Origin of the sequence: Clostridium swellfunianum, assembly GCF_023656515.1 — a bacterium.
Lineage (GTDB): Bacteria > Bacillota > Clostridia > Clostridiales > Clostridiaceae > Clostridium_AT > Clostridium_AT swellfunianum.
This window is the reverse complement of sequence record NZ_JAMOFV010000006.1, coordinates 545034-565373: the sequence shown is the minus strand read 5'-3', so window position 1 is coordinate 565373 and position 20340 is coordinate 545034. Positions and strand designations below refer to the sequence as shown.

Below are 20340 nucleotides of genomic sequence, written 5' to 3'. Positions count from 1 at the left end.
CGGTTATTATAAATGCAAAAACAACTCCTTTGCAAGTCTATTGCTTTTACTAGAACATTTATTTTATGTTAAAAGGCCCTATTTCTAGGACCTTTTAATCTCTTATAAATACTTTTTAATTTCATCTGGCGTTAGAACTCTTCCAAAAGATTTTACCTTCTCATCCACCACTATTGCTGGAGTTCTCATTACACCGTACTTCATAATTTCTTTAATGTCTTCTACTTTTTCAACTGTTGCATTAATGCCTAATTCAGCAGCGGCCTTTCTTGCGTTTTCCTCTAATTGATGGCACTTGGCGCATCCAGTTCCTAATATTTTGATAACCATTAATTAACCCTCCCTTTAATTAAATAAATATATATGAAAAAGCATTAAATAGATAACCGATTATAATTATTCCTACAGCTACAATAGAAACAAATATGGTTAATAGTTTTGGCTTAACAACCTTGCTGAGCATGATTATTGATGGAAGTGAAAGAGCAGTTACAGCCATCATGAAGGATAATACTGTACCAATGCCTACCCCTTTGCTGAATAGAGCCTCTGCAATTGGTAGCGTTCCAAAGATGTCGGCATACATTGGTATTCCTACTGCTGTTGCTAAGAGTACTGCAAATCGATTATTACTTCCAACTACATTTTCTACAATATATTGAGGTATCCAGTTGTGAATTGCCGCTCCAATACCTACACCTATTAATACATACAGCCAAACTCTTTTTATAATATCTCTAACCTGTTCTTTAGAAAAAGAAATTCTCTCTTCGCGAGTCATATCCACATGTTCAGCGTCAACGTTTTCTATCTCACGAACATATCCTTGCACCTGATTCTCAAGTCCAAGCTTATCAATAACAGTTCCACCTATAACTGCAAGTATTAAGCCTACAACTACATAAGCTATAGCAATTTTAGTACCAAAGAAGGATGCTAAAATTAATAATGATGCTATATCTACAAGCGGTGAAGAAATTAAGAATGAAAAGGTTGTTCCAAGCGGCAGTCCTGCTGACGTAAATCCTATGAATATTGGAATACTTGAGCAACTGCAAAATGGAGTAATAGTTCCTAGTAACGCTCCAAGTATATTACCTTTAATACCTTTTATATTTCCAAGTATTTTTTTTGTTCTTTCAGGAGGAAAATAGCTTTGGATATAGGAAATCCCAAATATCAATATTGATAACAAAATAAAAATCTTTATAGTATCGTAAATAAAGAAATGTATGCTGCCTCCGAGCCTGTCATTTATAGATAACCCAAATACCTTTTCCGTAAGAAATCTTATCAGTTCTGAAAGCCATGTCATCTTTAATAATTGATCATTAAGAAAACCAAAAAAATTACCGATTATGCTCATTTTGTTCACCCATCCCAAATTTAATAATCATATTACATTAGCTAAAAAAAACTATCTCTTGCAAGTAGAAAGATACCCATCGGCACCACCTAATCGTTTAATATCATTTTTTATTGTATCGTAGTCATCTATATTGTCTAAAATGTTTTTTAGTACATCTTCAAACAGCTTATTGCTAAAGTTTAGATAGTAGTATATAAATTGTTCTTTTCTCTCGTCTTTTACAAAACCCATGTCCCTAAGCTTTGCCAGATGCTTTGAAATCTTAGGTTGAGTCTCTTCCATTATTCCGCACATCTGACAGACACATAATTTTTTATGATATAAAAGCACTAGAATTCTTACCCTCGTTTCGTCTGAAAGCATTTTAAAGAAATCTGTTAGTTTATCCAATGTTATTTATCCTCCTCTTCAGTAGTAATATTTTTAATAACCCTATATACGCATGTGAGTATATGTTCATATTATACCTCTAATTCATATCTGTCAACTACATATTTACATTTATAAGAAGATAATAGGGCAGTTTAGATTCTTATTGATTTTCTTGTCTATAATTATTTTTATGCCATTGGTCTCATATATACGCTCATCCTTTTTTTGCTCATTCAGAGCCACCCCTAAGGTTAATCCTGATCAGGTAACCCCTGTAACATAGACCCTGGCGCAAAGCTCTTTCTTTGATTGTAATATTCTCTCCTTTAAATTAAAAGTGAAAAGACCAGCAAAATGCTGATCCTTAAATTTTTCTTTTATTAACTATTTTTCACTACTTTCTCTGCTGGGAACCAATGCTTTGTCTTATTAACAAAACTAACAAGCATCAGCATGACAGGCACCTCAGTAAGTACTCCAACTGTGCAAACAAGCACTACTGGTGAGAGTGGACCGAAAATTGTTATAGCTACTGCTACTGATAATTCGAAAAAGTCAGAGGCACCAATTAGAGCTGCCGGTGCAGCTATATTATGAGGTTGTTTTGTCCATCTGCATACAAAATAAGCAAAGAAAGCAGTGATAACATTTTGAAGAATTAGTGGTACTGCAATTAAAAGAACATAGAATGGATTATCTAAAATAACATCTCCCTGGAAAGTAAATATTATTACTAGCGTTAAAAGCAATCCAGTAGTTGTAATATTATCAAACTTAGTAACGAATTTTTCGTTGAAGTAATCCAAACCTTTATTCTTTATCATGTAATTACGTGTAAGAAAACCAGCAACTAATGGAACTACAACAAACAGTACTATGGAGAATACAAGGGTATCCCATGGAATATATATATTATTAATACCAAGAAGGAATGAAACTATTGGCACAAATAGAATAATTATAAGCAAATCATTGATGGAAACCTGTACTAGTGTATGCGCAGGATCACCCTTTGTAAGGTTGCTCCATACAAAAACCATTGCAGTACAAGGAGCTGCGCCTAATAGAACCGCTCCTGTAACATAGCTTTGCGCCAATTCAGTTGGGATAAAAGCTTTAAAAACTACATAAAAGAATAATGATGCCAGACCAAACATAAGGAATGGTTTAATGGCCCAGCTGGTTCCGCTGGATATAACTATACCCAATGGACGCTTTCCTACATTCTTGATAGATTGAAAATCGATCTTCATCATCATTGGGTAAATCATAATCCAAATAAGGACTGCAATAGGAATATTCTGGTTGGCATACTTTATTTTTTCGAGGAAATTAGGAATTCCAGGTAAAAATTTTCCTATTAGAATTCCAGCTGCCATGCATAGAAGCACCCATACTGTAAGGTATTTCTCGAAAAATCCTATACCGTCATGTTTTTTATTCTCTTCTTTCATTTATAACCCCTCCATTTTTCAAAACTATATGATATCTCTTTCTACAGTTAAGTCAATCTCATTATTTTGAATTCTTTTAGCTAAGTCTTTTACTTTTTCCTCAATAGTTTTTGCAGTCCATATAAATTCTTCGTCACTCTTTCCAGACGGGTCATCCAACCCCCAATCTTCTTCATGTTTTGAAGGCAGAAATGGACAAACTACGTTGCAGCCCATCTTAACTACTATATCTACTTCCGGAATATCGTTAAGAAGTTTAGATTTTTGTGTTTCATTCATATCCACATTGTATAAGTCCTTTACAATTCTTACTGCATCTTGATTTATTTGAGGTCTTAACTCCGTTCCTGCAGAGTAAGATTCAAATACATCTGAAGCAAACATCTTTCCTAAGGCTTCTGCCATCTGCGATCTGCAGGAATTATGAACACATATAAATGCTACTTTGGGTTTCATAATATAATCTCCTCCTAATATTGATCATTTGTACATAATAATCATTAATGATTAAGCTGATACTGTAAAGTATAATAGCTAAAACTCAAAACAAACTTTACCTTCCTTTAAGTCATCGCTGCTTAGATTGCTGTCTCTGTATTTTTTTAATCTTTCATAATCAATACTGCACTGTTTTAACTTCATTGCATGTTCCTCAATAATCTCTTTTAAGAAAGGGAACTCTTTAATGGTATCCTCACTAATCTTGTAATATATTTAGAATTCTTATCCTATTTTCATCTCCTAGATCCTTGAGTATCTGAACTAATTCCATAATTTAACCTCCATTATGATTAAGTTGATCTATGCTCATTAATTATTCTCTATGAAAAAGCTCATAGGTTTATGCCAATGAGCTTTAAGCTATTAAATTTCTATTTTATTAATTCATTAAGCCGTTCACCTTTAACTTCCTCTGCAATCCATTCTATAACTGCAAAGTTTCCTCCTGATATTTCATTCACTTTATTTATCCACTGAACTTCATTGTTTGCCTTTGCTCTTAGGATAGTATTAGTAGTTTTAGCTGCGTAGAAACTTGAATTTATAACCCACCACTTACTGTGAATGCCTGCTCTTTTCAAGTCTTCTTGCAATCTCATAGCTTCATAAACTGGAGTAGTTTCAGCTAGAGTTACAATAATAACTTCTGTTTCTTCCACCTTTCTAAGCTTTGGTAAAAGCTTCTTAACGGAGTCTGGAACATCCCCTTGTGAACGCTGAATCTCCTTGTTGTAACTTTGAGTAGAATCTAAAAGAAGCAAAGTGTGCCCTGTTGGTGCAGTATCTATAACTACAACCTCATTTTCTGACCTCTCTACTATTTCAGCAAAGGCTCTGAACACTGCAATTTCCTGAGTACAAGGAGATCTTAAGTCTTCTTCAACATAGGCCAAATCATCCTCGCTCATGGTTTCTCTAGCTTTGCTTAATACTTCTTCTTTATACTTTTCAAGTTCTTTTTTCTCATCAATATTGCTTAAAGTAATACCATAGCTTTCATCAAGTACAAATTTCAAGTGCGCTGCAGGGTCAGTAGTCGTTAAGTGTACCTTCTTTCCCTTCTTAGCAAGTCCTAATGCAATTGCAGCTGCTATAGTTGTTTTGCCTACTCCACCTTTGCCCATTGTAAATATTACTTTTTTATTATTGTTATATAAGTAACCTATTACATCCTTTAGCTTAGGCATATGATTTGTTTTTAGGGTCTCACTGTTAAGTTTTATGCTGTTATCTTTTAAAAATGCCCTTACATTTTCAAGTCCAGTTATATTATATGGCCTTAGTGGTATTTTAAAGGTTTCAATACTTTTTATCCCCACAGGGATTTCCGACAATGCTTTTTGTTGTTTATGAAAAATAGCATTGGAAAGTTCATCATCATGTCCTTCCAAAACGCCATTGATAACTAAAATCTGATTATTTAACCCTATATCCTGAAGCTCATTAGACGCTCTTTCAGCTTCTTTTAGCGGTGAGACTTCAGGCCTTGACACAAGTATAAGTGTAGTTTTTTCTCCATCTGCCAGAGTATCTACTGCATTTTTGTAGACCTCTTTTTTATCCTCAAGTCCTGCAAGCTGTCCCAGGCATGATGCTCCGTGAGTGCTTTCACTTATAAAATCGCTCCAGGCTGATGGCAGTTGAAGCATTCTAAGGGTATGACCTGTTGGCGCTGTATCAAATATAATATGGTCATATTCCTTTGCAGCTTTTTCGTCAGTAATAAAACTTGAAAACTCATTAAAAGCAGCTATCTCAACTGTACAGGAACCAGAAAGTTGTTCCTCCATGTTCTTAATAACAACATCAGGAAGCTTCCCTCGGAAAGGTCCTACAACACTTTCCCTGTATTCTGCAGCTGCCTGCTCAGGATCAAAATTTGCAACCACTAGATTGGGGACTTCATTTATAGCTACACCTTTATTGTTTAGCTCAGTGCCAAAGACATCCTGAAGATTTGAGGCTGGGTCAGTGCTTATAAGCATTATTTTCTTACCTTCATCAGCTAAATTTACCGCCACTGCACAAGCTGTTGAAGTCTTTCCAACTCCACCTTTTCCTGTGAAGAATAAATATTTAGTCAGCTTTATATCTGATACTTTAAAGCTCTTAATCATTAATATCCCTCCTGTCTTCCTTATACTGCCTTTAAAGATTTTAATCTTTAAACCTCTTTTCTATTTTAGCAGCATCCATCCCCACAGTCGCAAGCCTTAGCTGGCCTTTTTATAGTAAGCTTTAAAAAATCCTCTGGCAAATCCAATAGCTGTAGGAATTCTTCATTTGTTGGATAAGCTTTAGTCTTAATAATTTCACCATCAACCATGGTAACTGGAAGTACTTCTATACCTTCTTTAAGAAGCATAGTGTTAATAACCTTAGTATCAACGAATATTTGTGGATTGTTAGTAAGGTTATGTCTTTCAACTACAATCCCTTTATTCTTTAAGTTGTTTAATAATGTAGCAACCCTTAACAGGTCCTTATCAACTGATGGGCCGCATACTCCAGTTGAGCAGCACATTGCTGGATCAAAAATAACCATCTTTTTCATATAATCCATCTCCTTATTCTTTCTTACAATTACAGTTTGATTTATCTTTACAGATACATTCTTCTGTATCTGTTACAAGATTCATAAGAAAAATTATTAGTTTATTACAGTTTGAGCTGTTAAGCCAATAATAGCTCCATAAGCCTTCTTTTCTGCAGTTGACTAAACCGCAGTCCATTAACACCTTCATATGATGTGAAAGAGTTGGCTGTGTAAAATCAAAATATTCCTGTATATCACAGGCGCATCTTTCTCCACAAGATAAAATGTCAATTATTTTCAACCTGTTTGGATCAGATAATGCTTTAATAACTTTAGAGTTTTCTTCATAGCTTAATTCCATCCAATCACCCCTATATATCTTACTAACCTCATAAAGATTATGAAGCTCCGCTTATCTTATATAGATATATATCTATATATAATATAGAACATCATCTATGTACTGTCAACATTCCCTCTAATAACTTAATAATTATTTTATCATTACATATATTATTTTCTATATATACGTTAATATACTCATACACTCCCTAGTTGTTATAACATCTTCACTCATATTACGCATCTAAAGCAAAGAGGATATAGATTTCTCTATATCCTCCAATTTCTAAAGTAATTTTTCCATGATAGTTATATTTACAAATTTACCATCTAATATTCCCTGATTTATATAGGTTCCTACCTCTCTAAATCCTAAAGATTTATATAATCTTTTGCTTCTTTCATTGTAGTCAAAGGTACTTAAAGTAAGCTTATGAAAATCATTTTCTCTCGCCACTTCTAATAAAGAACTTAGCAGAAGCTTCCCTAATCCTTTACCTCTCAAATCACGTTCAATATATATAGACAAGTCTCCAACACCACTATAACAGCATCTTGAGTTAAACACATTTAGTGAAGCCCATCCCTTAACATTTCCATTTATATCTTCAATCACAATGACCTTATGTCTTTTATCTCTACTAGAAAGCCATATACTCATCTCATCATCTTCTCTTAATCTTGTTTCAAGTGTAGCAATCCTGTCTTCTATACCTTGGTTATAAATATTAGTAATACAGGTGATGTCTTTAACATTTGCATTTCTTATTTTATATTCCATAACTGTACCTCGTTATTTATAAGCTTTTACGTGTGCACCTGCAAAAGCTCCATCTAATAGATCAGCATCTATTTGACTATATACATCACCTAAGTTCTTTTGCTTTGCAATATCATCTATGATATCCTTAGTGTATAAATTTACTGGTGTAATTTCTACTTCCTTAAAACCAACCTTATGAAGTATTTCTTTATATAAATCTATATCCAAAGCACCTGCAATACATCCTACCCACATTTCAACGCTATGCCTGATATCTTCTGTGACTTCCTTTAACTGCACTATATCTGCTATAGCAAGCCTTCCACCTGGTTTTAAAACCCTGTATGCTTCCCTTAAGGCAGCTTCTTTATCTTCACAAAGATTTATAACACAGTTTGAAGTAATGACATCTATTGTTTCATTGTCCAGTGGAATATCCTCAATATAGCCTTTTATGAATTCTACGTTGTTAACTCCCATTTTCTTCTTATTTTTATTTGCTAGTTCAAGCATTTCGTCTGTCATATCAAGGCCATAGACTTTTCCTTCTTCTCCTACATATTTTGAAGATATAAAGGCATCTATTCCTCCACCACTGCCTAAATCTAAAACTGTCTCACCTTTCTTAAATGCTGCTAAAGCTATAGGATTAGCACAACCTAGAGAAGCATTTACTGCCTCCTCTGGTAATCCCTCTAAATATTCTTTCGTGTAAATACTTGAGCTATCGCTGATGTCCCCACAGCATGCAGCGCCACAGCCACATGAAGCCTTGGAGTTACTGCTTACATTCTTTGCAATTCCTCCATAATAGGATTTAACTTTTCCTTTAATACTTTTATCCATAATAACACTCCTCCATTAACAACACTTATTATTTTTAGCAGCATCTATAATGAGCTGCAGACTTTCCAGCACCTGTTCTCTTTTATCTTCAGGGATTGATGAAAAAATACTGTTGTAATAATACTCCATACTACTTTCTATATTTTCAAATACTTTAATCCCTTCATTAGTTAATTTAATGGATACAAATCTCCTATCTTCAGCATGTAATTCTCTAATAGCCAATCCAGAGTCTACTAGGTTATTTATTGTCCTACTCATAGTACTTTTATCTAATGCTAATAACTCAGCAAGATCATTTAAGGATATTTGTTCTGCTCTTCCTATCTCGACAATGGCATGGCATTGAGATACTGTAACCCCGCAACATGTAGCTTCACCTTTTTCAAGTATTCCAAGATTTCTAACAAGAATCCTAATCAATTCTCTTAAGAAATGACTTTCATTTATAGTCATATTATCACCTCATGTTAATTGTAACATTAAACAGTTGTATATTGCAACTATATATCATGAACAAAAATCAACAATCTTTAATCAAACAATTGATATTTTCCTTTTACACGGATATATTTTAGTAAATAACCGGATAGGAAGGAATGTCTTGTCATTTATATCACACCTCTTTTATGATTAAATTCTATAGTATAGATATAAAGACTGTATGAAGAAAAGTAAAGTTTATTAAAGTTCATGTAACATTAACTACTTCATAATTCCTCCACAATTTGTTTATATAATTAAACACATAGAAAGCAATTAATTCAACTGTTGAAAAGGAGGATTGAAACATGTTGTGTGGTGGTATTGGAGGGTACGGCTTTAGTTCTGCTGGTCCCCTAAGTTATACCTGGATGTTCTTGACTATGGGATTTAGACTATTAGTATTCATAGGTTTGGCAGTTCTAGCTGTCAAATTATTTAAGAGCTACACTAATAAGTCTGAAGATAATATGAGAATACTTAACGAAAGGTTTGCTAAAGGTGAAATTAGCGAAGAAGAATATATGAGAAGAAAAACAATCCTTTCACAAAAAAACTAGAGAGCTAGCTCCCTAGTTTTTTTAATAAGTATAACCTATAATATAATGATAGCAATCTTAGATTGAGGTGATATGATGACTAATCAATTTAAAATATTAGTTGTAGATGATGAAAAAAACATAGTAGATGTAGTTAAAGCTTATCTTGAAAAAGAAAGTTATGAAGTAATTACAGCCATGGATGGCGAGGCAGCCTTAAGTATATTTAATGAAGAAGATATTCACCTTATAGTTTTAGATTTAATGCTTCCAAAGATAACTGGAGAAGAAGTATGCACTAAAATAAGAGCCACATCTTCTGTACCTATCATTATGCTTACTGCAAAAGCAGATGAGAATGAAAGAATAGAAGGAATTTCTATGGGTGCTGACGATTATTTAACTAAGCCTTTTAGTGCACGTGAACTTGTAGTGAGAGTTAGGGCTCTACTTAGAAGATCCTACAGAGATGCTTCCCCTATGGCAGATATTTTAATCTTTAATAATGGTGATTTAGAAGTCGATATAAAGAAAATGATTGTTAAAAAACAAGGCAAAGCTGTAAGCTTAACAACAAATGAATTTAAAGTTTTAACAATACTCCTAACAAATCCCGGTCAAGTATTTTCAAGAGACCAACTTGTAGAAAAAGCTTTTGGTATGGACTATGAAGGCTTTGATAGAACTGTGGATACTTATATCAAAAATATTCGTCATAAGATAGAAGATAATCCTAAGGAAGCAACATATATAACAACTATCTACGGAATGGGATATAAATTTATTTCAAGCTAGCTTTTGCAAAAGCATCTAATAAAGGAGGAAATAATGAAAGCATCTTTAATGAAGAAATTATCTTTAGGCTTTCTTATAGCAGTTTTAGGTTCAATCATTTTGGCAAGCTTTATATCCAATTATACTATAGAAAAAAAGTTTAAAAATTATTTAGTTGATGAACATAAATCAAAGGTAAGTAATATAGTAAAAATTATTGATGATATATATAGCAATAATAAAAACCTTTCTACGGCAAGTACTGACGAAATACAACGATATGCACTTATTCAAGAGATGTATATTGAAATTAAGGATTTATATAACAATACGCTTTATACTTCTGGAAATTCTCACCTACAGCATAACCCCATGATGGAAAATATGATGAGAGGTATGATGCATAATTCTTCCGAGATGAATATAGGTAAATATACTGAAGAAACACATCCCTTGCTGGTAAATAATCAAAAAATAGGAACTATAACTATTGGATATTTTGGAACCTCTTATTTATCTTCTGCCTCGGTCACGTTTATAAACACATTAAATCATTCTTTTATACTATCCGCTATTGTAGCATTAATTTTTGGTCTTATAATCAGTGTAATCATTTCCAAACAGCTTTCAAAGCCTCTTGTTAAAATTACTGATACTGCAAACAAGATGAGAACTGGAGACTTAGACGTAAGGGCTAATGTAGATGCAAACACTAAAGAAATAGACGAACTATCAAAGTCTATAAACTATTTAGCTGAAACCTTAAAGAATCAAGAAATGCTTAGAAAGAGGTTAACCTCAGATATGGCTCATGAACTTAGAACTCCATTAACCACTCTTAAGACTCATGTAGAAGCTTTTATCGATGGCATTTGGGAACCGACTATTGAAAGGTTTGAAGCCTTTTATGAAGAAATAGAAAGACTAACAAAAATGGTAGATAATCTTCGAAATTTAGCAAAGCTTGAACAGAGTAATCTTAACTTAAATAAAAGTAAGGTTAATTTATCCGAGCAGTTAGAAAAAATAATAGATACTTTTAAGCCTCTTTATATTAAAGAAAACTATGAATTAACCTGCAGCATAACTCCAGAAATAATGGCAATAGTAGATAACGATAAGTTCATACAAATAATGAATAATTTACTTTCAAATGCTCATAAATACTTAAAGCCTAATGGCAAAGTTCATTTAACATTAAAAAAAGCGAATCAAAATGTAGTAATCAAAGTAATTGATAATGGTATTGGAATTCCTGAAAAAGACCTTCCATATATATTTGAACGCTTTTATAGAAGTGATTTGTCCCGCAACAAAAATACAGGAGGCTCAGGTATAGGACTAACTATTACGAAAGCTTTTGTGGAAGTTCATGGTGGCAAGATATACGCTCATAGCAAAATTAATCAAGGTACTACTTTTATTGTAGAGTTACCTATTAAATAATCTGCACTAAAATTGTTCTTTAAAAATTTTTATTCTTTATATTCTCTTTATAATTTGGTGATACTATATGTATATAGGGTTAATAAGCTATATAACTTAACAATATCATATAGACCTCAGTTTGATTTAAGATTTATCTTCATAATAAAGAGAAGCTTGGTTTATCCCAAACCAAACTTCTCTTTATTATTTTATTTACTTTCTATTGTATCTCTCATTCTTTTGTACTGATTTTCATCAATTTCCCCTCTTGCAAATCTTTGTTTTAATATTTCTATAGAATTATCATTAATAGTTCTGTTTTGATTGTTTCTACCACTTGTAGTTATTTTATATACTGCTATAGAAATTATAACTATTATTGTTAACAGTAGAAACCAAAATAAACCTCCCCAAGCCATCATGAACGCTTTGATGGAGATAGCTACTCCTCAGGATTAAAAGGACATGGAATACCTTTAGAGGCTATAATAATTTCAGTTGCAGATTCTTATGATGCTCTCGTTGTAGATGCCTTTTTACAAACGCATAAAAGTTAAAGAAGAACCAGACAAAGTTACGCTAGTTCTTCTTTCAAGGAGTTTATCTTCCCATCATAGAGTTGTGTATATTAACCATTTCTTGTCTACTTACTGATCCCATCATTTTAGCCATGCCTTCATAACCATTGTTTTTCATTATGTCTATCATTTGATTATACTGATCATCAGTAATGTTATTCATAAAGTTATTCATAGAATTGAAATCTCTATTTTCCATAGCTTTTGCAGCATCTTCAAAATCATTTTTTCTCATCAAATTTGTCATTTGCTTATAAGTATCATTATTTATATTATCTTGATACATCGTCCCTCTGCCAAATCCAAGATTATTGGGATTGTTGTTTTCCTTTGCATATACAGCAGTAACTGCTCCTATAGTTAATATCGCTGTTGTCACGATAACTAAAACCTTTTTCTTCATCTATAATCTCTCCTCTTTTTATTTAATTTGTTTCTATGTTTACATTATATATATAAATTATGGAGGAATTATGGAGGTTATTTTATGTTTAAATATTTTATAAATGGTAGATGGTAATAAAATTTAGAAGGAAAAGTTATTTACCTTTCTCAACTGCTTGGATTTGGACAAAAGAATGATATTCACTTACCTTATGAATCTAGTGGAATTGTTAGACAATCAATCTCTATAGGTTCAGTTGAACTTGCTACTATAGCTTTGCTATAAGGTATTACAACTACTCGTAGTCACCGTTTAAGAATAGTAAAAACCTGACAAAACTTGCCAGGTCTTTATGATGCTTGTACATCTATAAATTCATTTTCACTGCTTTCAATTGTAACAACAATATTATTAGGTAGACACACAATACTTTGATATCCTTTATTTATCCATCCTGCATCTGAGCAAATGGCATTAGGACATATTTCTTTATCCATTTCAAGCATTCTGACTTTCCCATCTTTAACTTCAATATATCCAACATTATCATTAAACCCAAATTCATAAGTTTTGCTTTCGTTTATTTTGTTTAATGATACTCTTTTTTCTACTTTGTTTTCTACCTTAATAACTATAGTACTATTCTCCTTATTAGACTTTGCAAGCATTATAAGTCCTGTAGGTAAAATACTTATTATTAGGAGAACTACAATAACTACTTTATCAAAAATTTTTAATTTAAAAATTTTCATGGTAACTCCTTCAACTATCTTTATGCACTTATACATGCATTATTATATCAGTAAGACATGAAGAAAATATGATGTTAATCTTAGAAATTTAAACAATAAAATTATAACTTTCTTTAAATAATTTATTAATTTTCCAAATAAGATATTTTATTTATTAAGATTCTTATTTAAATTCTCAATCTCCTTCTGAAGCTGAGATATATTTCCCATCTTTTCATCTCTTAATTGTGTAAATAATTGTCTTATCTCAGGGCTTGTTATTTCCATCATATTTTTATTATAAAGTGCCTGCAAATCCATTTCTTGCTGTAAAACTTCATTTAATAAATTTATGTTATTATTCATGCTGCACCTCTAATTAGAGTTATTCTGATTACTGTACATTTCTGAAATTGTTGCGTAGTGTTTTCGTGATAATTGTTCCATGTTCTTCATTATACTTTGAAGTTTTGGTTCAGTAATTTGATTTGCCAAACTAGCATACTTCTCTGAAACCTTTTTTTCCTCATTTATCAAATTACTTAAAGCGTTATTTATTTTGTCTTGTTCCTCATTCATTACCTTTCCCTCTCTTGCCTTTAGTATAAACCGAATAATATAAATCGCCACTAGTTTCTATCATAGCAAAATATATATCTTTAATATTACTTACACCTTTTTCATATAGTTTGTTTTCCAGCCAATTTATATCATAACCTAGGCTCTTCAAACTTTCACTTATTACTTTTCCTTCATTTATGAGAGTAATAGGAATCCCTGACCCCACAGTGGACATATCTAAGTCTATCGGAGTAACCGGTTGATAATCAGATTTCTTTAGAACACTTATATGTCCGCTTGTTTCTAAAACTGCTGTTTCTATTTCATTAATATTAGAAGCATCTACAGTTCTTATTTCCGACAGTAGCACTTCGAGCGGTATAAGGTTCTTTTCCATATTATGTGTAAGTATTTTACCTCCTTCAACTAAATTAACTGCTTTTCCAAAAACAATTTCTGCAAACCTTCTATTCTTAACTGCTATAATTGATATAAAATAATGCATTAAATACATTACTACAATAACTATTACAGTATTAATTACACTTATTTTAGATTCGAAAAGAGGTGCAGCTGTAAGCCCTCCCATCATCCAAAAGAAAGTGAAATCATATCCTGCAAACTGCCCGCCTGCTCTTCTAGGCAGTATTTTCCCTTGAGCAAATAAAAGAATTCCTACCACAACACATCTTAAAGAAAATATTATAGGTCCAATTTTATCGGCAGACCCAAAAATATTTTTTAATAAACTCAATATCCTCACTACCTTTTAATAAAAGTTATACAGATACGTACAGACTGCCATCTGCTTCAAGCATAGCTAAAAATATACCTTCAACATCTGTGAAACCTCTTTCATAAATCTTTTTTAAAAGCCATTCAGTATTTAGTCCTTTTTCTTTCAATAAATTGTAATCTACATTCCCATTATAAATTAAGATAGATGGTAAAGTCGCATTTCTAATTGGAAGGTTCATCTGCTTCCTATTTAATGGTACTGCATGACTTCTCTTAATTACACTTATCTTTCCATTAGGTTCCAAAATAATAGTATGTATTTCTGAGAGATTATGAGCACCTTTTAGTCTAAGCTGTGCTAGCAAGTTATCTATAGTTATATGTGCATCTTTCATATTATTTTTTAGCAATATCCCATTTTGCATTAGTATTATAGACCCTCTATCTATTAATTTAGGTAGCTTGGAATCTATGAACGATAGCAATAAATTTATCCCAGAATATACAAATACTATTACTAGGCCTGATGTTAATGAACTCTCCGGATTAACCATTCTAACTGTGGCTAAACTTACAATTCCTGCAGCTACCAAGTAGTTGTGTCCTGACAAAATACCTACTTGTCTATGTCCCATAATACGAGTAGCAATAATTAATGATATATAAAGTATTATGGTTCTTAAAATCGTAAAAAATATTGATAAATCTTTACTTCCTTCAAAAAAAACACTTATATCCAACTAAAGCCCTCCTAACAAAACAATACATCCATATTTTGCACTTTAATTCCTCAGTTATTCATGGTATGCATTTTTGTAATAATGTTATGATCTAATTAAAATTAGTATAGGCATAATAACTTTCAAATTAAAAATACTAACAAGAGATAGCAGAAAAAACTTATAATTTCAATAACTTTTAAAGGAGATGTTATTTATGAAAAGAGGACTCTCTGGTTTAGTAGGTGGTTTTAGTGGAGGTGTAATAAAAATTATCATCGATCAATTATTGTTTACGTCAGGTATTTCACCTGTAAATACAGTAGGATCATATTCTAGATTATTTTTAGGTGCAGAAGGATCATCGACCATATTAGGTTGGATTATATATATAATAGCAACTTCTTTTTCAGGTTGGATTATATCTTTAATATTGTATAATAAAAGTATTTTTAACTACTTTACTTCAGGAATAATTGTGGGAGTTTCTTTTTGGATTATTATGAATGTTATTTTCTCAATATCAGGTACTGTAATACCAACTTGGTCATTGGGTGGTCCATCCATTATATCCGATTTGATTACTCATTCATTTTTAGGTGTAATAATAACCTATTTTATTTCTAGATCCCGCATAGAAGCTAGAGATTAACTTTTAAAATCTGCAAAAGATAGAATAATAAAATCTGAGTTATTATGCTCAGACTTTGTTTTAGTTAACTTATATAATCACAATTTTCATTTTACGTTTAATATTACTCATAATAAATCCACTTTCAGGCAATGTAGGCACTTTTGCAAAACTATAGCTTAAATCCTGATCCGGAACTTCAAAGTCAATCTTATTAACCAAAAACTCCATACTTGCTTTCATAATTTCAATATTAATACCTTCACCTGGACAACGGTGTGTATTAGAAGGATTTCCCCCACCTTGTGGGATAAAATCAAATAAGTTACCATTCCATTCTTTAAATCTCTCTGGAATAAATTCATCTGGGTTCTCCCATATTTGTGAATCATGGTTTGTTCCATATAAATCTAAAATAACAAGCATTCCTTTGTTAAAATTGCATTCATTGTCGTAAAATAACTTTGCTAATTTCTCTCCTGTCATGCAAATTACTTTCTGCCCCATCAAATGAGTTTCAAACAAGTCAGACTGATATTTACTACACCTTTTTGTATAAATAACCGTCTTGTAAAAAATCCAAAGTGTTGTCTAGACCTTTATCATGCTCTACAGGCTCCTTTGTTAACATACACTTCTATTCTCCTTTTATTGTATATTTTCCTTGTTAATCAAGCAAAAATTATAAAGCAGCCTAAATGAGTAACACTTACGCTGCTTTAACTAATGACTATTACATTTTAGCCATATTTCTGCATTCAGTTGCACATTGTCTGCAAGTGTCTGCACAAGTCTTACAATGTTGATCTTTAAACATATCACATTCAGTTGCACATTTCTCGCAGATTGTTGCACATATATTGCATATTTCTTTTATACTTCCACTATCTCTTGACATAAAACATGCTGCTGTAGAACAAATTTCAGCACAATCCTGAAGAGTCTTTATGCAACTTGTTCTTGCTTTTACATCTGCTTCTTGTAGGCACATATTAAAGCATTCTTCACAAATTTGAACACATTTCATACATGCGTCTATACAAGTTTGATGTGGGTTTCCTTTTGGCATAAGTGATACAGCAGGTATATCCATTGTTGCTTGCATAATTAATTCCTCCTAGTATTTTTACTTTTTATCACAAAACTTATTATCTCCCTAAAACTCTGAATTATCATATTAATATTTTTTCCTATAATATATTAAAGACCTGACAATTAAATTGCCAAGTCTTTAATATGACTAAATATCTACTTTTTAAAACTTATGCCATTTGGCTCTTCATCTACTGGTATGGTCGCAACCACTTTATTTGTTTCATTATCTATTACGCTGACTGTTGCTTCATACATATTAGTTACATAAACAAACTTATTATCAGGACTTACTACTACTCCATGAGCACCCTTGCCTGCTTCTATTGTAGCTACAACCTGTTTAGTTGTTAAATTAACTTTTGTGATAGTATTTGAAGGATCTTTCTCTGTTCCTTGATTTGCAACAAATGCATACTTATCATCTGTTGATAAATATACCTGTGCTGGTCCTACTCCTACAGCTATCTTTTCAATTTTATCTGTAGATAAGTCTACTACGGCTAGATAGTTTTCAGCATTAACTGTTGCTACTAGGGTCTTACCATCACTAGTTAATCCAGTAGTTACTGGAGTCTTACCTACTTTTATCTTTTTAACTTCTTTAATATTAGTGATGTCAACAATACTTACTGTATCTTCACCCATATTAGCTATATATGCGTATTGGCTGTCAGCAGAAATTCTAAAACCATGTGGTCCTTTTCCAACTATAACGTTATTAATTAACTTATAAGTCTTTGCATCAATTATAGATACGTTATTATCTTCGTTATTAGTAACTATTGCATACTTTCCATCCTCAGTAAACACTATATGGGCTGGATGCTTACCTACTTCAACTTTCCTAATTTGCTTTCCTGTTTCTACATCATAAAATACTGCTGACCCATTCATGCTCATAGCACCATGTTCTGTTTGACCTTTTGCCATCTTAACTGCAGATGTATAAGCAAAAACTTTACCATCTGGTGATACTTGAACATTATGTGGAGAGCCTTCGTCTTTAAAGGTTTCAACAACTTTATTGGTAGCTACATCTATTTTAGATATACTTCCACTTTCATTTGCTGTATATATATAAGCTGGAACCTTTTGCTCTACCTTAGTTTCAGCTTTATTCTGTTCTGATATTTTAGGTGCTTGAGTATTATTTTTTACAGTGCTGCTGCAGGCTGCAAGAGTCAAAGTTAACACCACAGAGCTTCCTATAAGTTTGAAATATTTCGAATTAAACATATGTTTCCTCCTTTTGATGTGCATCTTCATCTGATATTGATTATTATATTATACAGTTATGAAGATGATATGAAGAAGCTTTATTTTTTAATATGCATTATTAGCACTATAACGTTTTTTATTCACAAATTTACATTAAATTCAAATGTATCATTCTCTAACTTGTAGATTATTATATATCATAAGGTTTGTTGTTTCTGTAACTTTTATCACGCTCTAAAAATAAATAAGCTGAAACTCCCGTAAACACGGGAGTTTCAGCTTATTTTTCTTAAAATTTGGTGACATATTTTTTATCATAATTTGTTACAGGATTAAATATAATGTGTGACAATATTAATTATAATCCGCATAAACAATTTCAAAAAACTTACCAACTACCCAGCCTAACTATTCAACTGTAACGCTCTTGGCCAAATTCCTTGGCTTATCAACATCGCAGCCCTTCTGAACTGCCATGTAGTAAGCTAATAATTGAAGCGGTATTACTGAAAGTACTGGTGCAAGTACTGTTTCTGTTTTTGGTATATATAAAGCTGAATCTACAGTCTTTTCTATATCGTTATTTCCTTCAAAAGCAAAGGCTAGCACATTTGCGCCTCTTGTCTTAACTTCTTTTATATTGCTTACCATCTTTTCAAAGAGGTTATCTTGTGTTGCTAAAGCTATAACTACAGTTCCATTTTCAATAAGAGCTATAGTGCCGTGCTTTAACTCTCCTGCTGCATAGGCCTCTGAGTGAATATAGGAAATTTCCTTAAGCTTTAAGGAACCTTCCATAGCTACTGCATAATCCACACCTCTTCCTAGGAAGAACATATCTTTATGCATATAGGTTTTTGAAGCAAATCTTTGAAGCACATCCTTATGCTTTAAAGTTTCTTCTGCTTTCTCAGGAAGCTGAAGCATTTCTTTCTTAATTTCTTCTATTCTTTCGCTGCTTAATGTTCCTTTTTGCTCTGCAAAGTAAAGAGCCATTATATACATTGCTATTAACTGAGTTGTATAAGCCTTTGTTGATGCAACTGCAATTTCTGGTCCTGCCCAGGTATATAGAACATCATGAGCCTCTCTTGATGCTGAGCTTCCAACAACATTTGTTACAGCTATAACTCTTGCTCCATGCTTCTTGGCTTCTCTTAAAGCAGCTAGAGTATCCGCTGTCTCACCTGATTGGCTTACTACTATCATAAGAGTTTTTTCATTTATTATTGGATTTCTATATCTAAATTCTGAAGCAATATCTACCTCAACTGGTATTCTTGCAAGCTGCTCTATGGCATACTTGCCTACAACGCCTGCATGATAAGCTGTTCCGCAGGCAACTATATAAACTTTATCTATATTTTCAAGCTGCTCCTTAGTTAGGCTTATCTTATCTAAGGTTATTGGCTTTTCAAGAGCTATTCTAGAGGTCATTGTATCTCTTATAGCCTTTGGCTGCTCATGTATTTCCTTAATCATGAAGTGCTCATAACCGCCCTTTTCAGCAGCATCTGCATTCCAGGTTACATGGAAGATATCCTTGTTTATTATATCTCCTTCTTCTGTAAGAAGCTTAATTCCGTCTTGAGTTATAACAACAAATTCCTTATCATTTAGAAGATATACATCCCTTGTGTAATTTAATATTGCAGGGATATCTGAGGCTATAAAGAATTCATCCTTGCCTACTCCAACTATAAGCGGGCTGTCTTTTCTTACTGCTACAAGCTTTCCTGGCTCATGTGTTGAGACAACGCCTAAAGCATAGCTTCCATCCATTTTTGATATAGCCTTCATTACAGCATCTTCTAAGTTTCCCTGGTAATAATAGTCTACAAGGTGAGGTATAACCTCTGTATCTGTTTCAGACATGAACTTATAGCCCTTGCTTGTTAACCATTCTCTTAAATGAAGATAGTTTTCTATTATTCCATTATGAACAACGCTTATTGTTTCATCTTCGTTAGAATGTGGATGGGAATTTAAATCTGATGGCTCTCCATGTGTAGCCCATCTTGTATGACCTATTCCTACAGCTCCGTGAATAGGTTCTTGCTGAAGCTTTGCTTCAAGGTTTGCAAGTCTTCCCTTGCATTTTGAAATCTTTAATTTATTATTTTCAATGATTGCAACTCCTGCTGAGTCGTAACCTCTGTATTCAAGCTTTGATAGACCATTTATTAAAACTGGTGACGCTTCTTTCTTTCCAACATATCCTACTATTCCGCACATAATATTCTTCCTCTCTTATTCCTAATTTTTTAGACAACTTTA

General features: G+C 32.5%; 26 protein-coding genes and 1 pseudogene. 5 read left to right on the top strand and 22 right to left on the bottom strand.

Going from position 1 to position 20340, the window contains the following annotated elements; all coding sequences use genetic code 11:
• Positions 1-102 precede the first annotated feature (102 nt).
• The 11 genes from NBE98_RS02750 to NBE98_RS02695 all read right to left on the bottom strand — a co-directional run bounded on the left by NBE98_RS02750 (position 103) and on the right by NBE98_RS02695 (position 8639).
• A complete protein-coding gene (locus tag NBE98_RS02750) occupies positions 103-330 on the bottom strand; it encodes a thioredoxin family protein (protein WP_250812347.1) in 228 nt (75 codons plus the stop codon).
• 19 nt (positions 331-349) lie between these two features.
• Positions 350-1366 (bottom strand): permease, encoded by a 1017-nt coding sequence (locus NBE98_RS02745; protein ID WP_250812346.1) that lies wholly within the window; start codon positions 1364-1366, stop codon positions 350-352.
• A gap of 51 nt (positions 1367-1417) precedes the next feature.
• The gene (locus NBE98_RS02740; RefSeq protein ID WP_250812345.1) at positions 1418-1759 is read right to left on the bottom strand and encodes an ArsR/SmtB family transcription factor; all 342 of its coding nucleotides are present in this window, start codon (positions 1757-1759) and stop codon (positions 1418-1420) included.
• Between the two features lie 362 nt (positions 1760-2121).
• Entirely contained in the window at positions 2122-3195 is a 1074-nt protein-coding gene (arsB, locus tag NBE98_RS02735; RefSeq protein WP_250812344.1) for an ACR3 family arsenite efflux transporter, read from the bottom strand.
• A gap of 24 nt (positions 3196-3219) precedes the next feature.
• Entirely contained in the window at positions 3220-3651 is a 432-nt protein-coding gene (locus NBE98_RS02730) for an arsenate reductase/protein-tyrosine-phosphatase family protein (RefSeq protein WP_250812343.1), read from the bottom strand.
• Between the two features lie 416 nt (positions 3652-4067).
• Entirely contained in the window at positions 4068-5813 is a 1746-nt protein-coding gene (gene arsA / locus NBE98_RS02720; RefSeq protein ID WP_284703592.1) for an arsenical pump-driving ATPase, read from the bottom strand.
• Between the two features lie 65 nt (positions 5814-5878).
• On the bottom strand, positions 5879-6250 hold the full coding sequence (arsD, locus tag NBE98_RS02715) for an arsenite efflux transporter metallochaperone ArsD (RefSeq protein ID WP_250812342.1): 372 nt from the start codon (positions 6248-6250) through the stop codon (positions 5879-5881).
• A gap of 13 nt (positions 6251-6263) precedes the next feature.
• Complete coding sequence (locus tag NBE98_RS02710; RefSeq protein WP_250812341.1) at positions 6264-6593, bottom strand: ArsR/SmtB family transcription factor; 330 nt, start codon at positions 6591-6593, stop codon at positions 6264-6266.
• A 267-nt stretch (positions 6594-6860) separates the two neighbouring features.
• Complete coding sequence (locus tag NBE98_RS02705) at positions 6861-7355, bottom strand: arsinothricin resistance N-acetyltransferase ArsN1 family A (RefSeq protein ID WP_250812340.1); 495 nt, start codon at positions 7353-7355, stop codon at positions 6861-6863.
• 12 nt (positions 7356-7367) lie between these two features.
• Positions 7368-8183: an arsenite methyltransferase gene (gene arsM, locus NBE98_RS02700; protein ID WP_250812339.1), complete on the bottom strand. Its 816-nt coding sequence runs from the start codon at positions 8181-8183 to the stop codon at positions 7368-7370.
• Positions 8184-8198: 15 nt separating this feature from the next.
• Positions 8199-8639: a MarR family winged helix-turn-helix transcriptional regulator gene (locus NBE98_RS02695; protein WP_250812338.1), complete on the bottom strand. Its 441-nt coding sequence runs from the start codon at positions 8637-8639 to the stop codon at positions 8199-8201.
• Between the two features lie 335 nt (positions 8640-8974).
• Here NBE98_RS02695 and NBE98_RS02690 point away from each other — a divergent pair, with 335 nt between their 5' ends.
• From NBE98_RS02690 to NBE98_RS02680, 3 genes are all read left to right on the top strand, one after another.
• On the top strand, positions 8975-9226 hold the full coding sequence (locus tag NBE98_RS02690) for an SHOCT domain-containing protein (RefSeq protein WP_250812337.1): 252 nt from the start codon (positions 8975-8977) through the stop codon (positions 9224-9226).
• Positions 9227-9301: 75 nt separating this feature from the next.
• Positions 9302-10000 (top strand): response regulator transcription factor, encoded by a 699-nt coding sequence (locus NBE98_RS02685; protein WP_250817444.1) that lies wholly within the window; start codon positions 9302-9304, stop codon positions 9998-10000.
• A 33-nt stretch (positions 10001-10033) separates the two neighbouring features.
• Positions 10034-11425, top strand: a complete 1392-nt coding sequence (locus NBE98_RS02680) for a sensor histidine kinase (protein ID WP_250812333.1) — start codon at positions 10034-10036, stop codon at positions 11423-11425.
• Positions 11426-11616: 191 nt separating this feature from the next.
• On the opposite strand, the gene NBE98_RS02675 is transcribed toward NBE98_RS02680, so the two are convergent.
• On the bottom strand, positions 11617-11829 hold the full coding sequence (locus NBE98_RS02675) for an SHOCT domain-containing protein (protein ID WP_250812331.1): 213 nt from the start codon (positions 11827-11829) through the stop codon (positions 11617-11619).
• 48 nt (positions 11830-11877) lie between these two features.
• Between NBE98_RS02675 and NBE98_RS22510 the strand changes: the two genes are divergently transcribed.
• Positions 11878-11964, top strand: a complete 87-nt coding sequence (locus NBE98_RS22510) for a hypothetical protein (protein ID WP_349305976.1) — start codon at positions 11878-11880, stop codon at positions 11962-11964.
• Positions 11965-12007: 43 nt separating this feature from the next.
• On the opposite strand, the gene NBE98_RS02670 is transcribed toward NBE98_RS22510, so the two are convergent.
• The 6 genes from NBE98_RS02670 to NBE98_RS02645 form a co-directional block, all read right to left on the bottom strand.
• Positions 12008-12388 (bottom strand): hypothetical protein, encoded by a 381-nt coding sequence (locus NBE98_RS02670; RefSeq protein ID WP_250812328.1) that lies wholly within the window; start codon positions 12386-12388, stop codon positions 12008-12010.
• A 332-nt stretch (positions 12389-12720) separates the two neighbouring features.
• A complete protein-coding gene (locus NBE98_RS02665) occupies positions 12721-13122 on the bottom strand; it encodes a NusG domain II-containing protein (protein WP_250812324.1) in 402 nt (133 codons plus the stop codon).
• Between the two features lie 147 nt (positions 13123-13269).
• Positions 13270-13467, bottom strand: a complete 198-nt coding sequence (locus tag NBE98_RS02660; RefSeq protein ID WP_250812322.1) for a DUF2383 domain-containing protein — start codon at positions 13465-13467, stop codon at positions 13270-13272.
• Between the two features lie 9 nt (positions 13468-13476).
• On the bottom strand, positions 13477-13680 hold the full coding sequence (locus NBE98_RS02655; protein WP_250812320.1) for a hypothetical protein: 204 nt from the start codon (positions 13678-13680) through the stop codon (positions 13477-13479).
• A complete protein-coding gene (locus NBE98_RS02650; protein WP_250812318.1) occupies positions 13673-14416 on the bottom strand; it encodes a DUF421 domain-containing protein in 744 nt (247 codons plus the stop codon). Before NBE98_RS02650 ends, NBE98_RS02655 begins: the two co-directional genes overlap by 8 nt.
• Positions 14417-14441: 25 nt before the next feature.
• Complete coding sequence (locus tag NBE98_RS02645; protein WP_250812316.1) at positions 14442-15140, bottom strand: YetF domain-containing protein; 699 nt, start codon at positions 15138-15140, stop codon at positions 14442-14444.
• A gap of 196 nt (positions 15141-15336) precedes the next feature.
• Here NBE98_RS02645 and NBE98_RS02640 point away from each other — a divergent pair, with 196 nt between their 5' ends.
• The gene (locus NBE98_RS02640) at positions 15337-15771 is read left to right on the top strand and encodes a hypothetical protein (protein ID WP_250812314.1); all 435 of its coding nucleotides are present in this window, start codon (positions 15337-15339) and stop codon (positions 15769-15771) included.
• A 69-nt stretch (positions 15772-15840) separates the two neighbouring features.
• On the opposite strand, the pseudogene NBE98_RS02635 reads toward NBE98_RS02640, so the two are convergent.
• The 4 genes and pseudogenes from NBE98_RS02635 to glmS form a co-directional block, all read right to left on the bottom strand.
• Positions 15841-16209, bottom strand: a pseudogene (locus NBE98_RS02635) (cytochrome P450); the annotation flags it as partial.
• 274 nt (positions 16210-16483) lie between these two features.
• Positions 16484-16855 carry a four-helix bundle copper-binding protein gene (locus NBE98_RS02630; RefSeq protein WP_250812311.1) on the bottom strand — a complete coding sequence of 124 codons (372 nt, stop codon included), beginning with the start codon at positions 16853-16855 and terminating at the stop codon, positions 16484-16486.
• A gap of 143 nt (positions 16856-16998) precedes the next feature.
• Entirely contained in the window at positions 16999-18081 is a 1083-nt protein-coding gene (locus NBE98_RS02625) for a YVTN family beta-propeller repeat protein (RefSeq protein ID WP_250812306.1), read from the bottom strand.
• A gap of 390 nt (positions 18082-18471) precedes the next feature.
• On the bottom strand, positions 18472-20298 hold the full coding sequence (glmS, locus tag NBE98_RS02620; RefSeq protein ID WP_250812304.1) for a glutamine--fructose-6-phosphate transaminase (isomerizing): 1827 nt from the start codon (positions 20296-20298) through the stop codon (positions 18472-18474).
• Positions 20299-20340 lie beyond the last annotated feature (42 nt).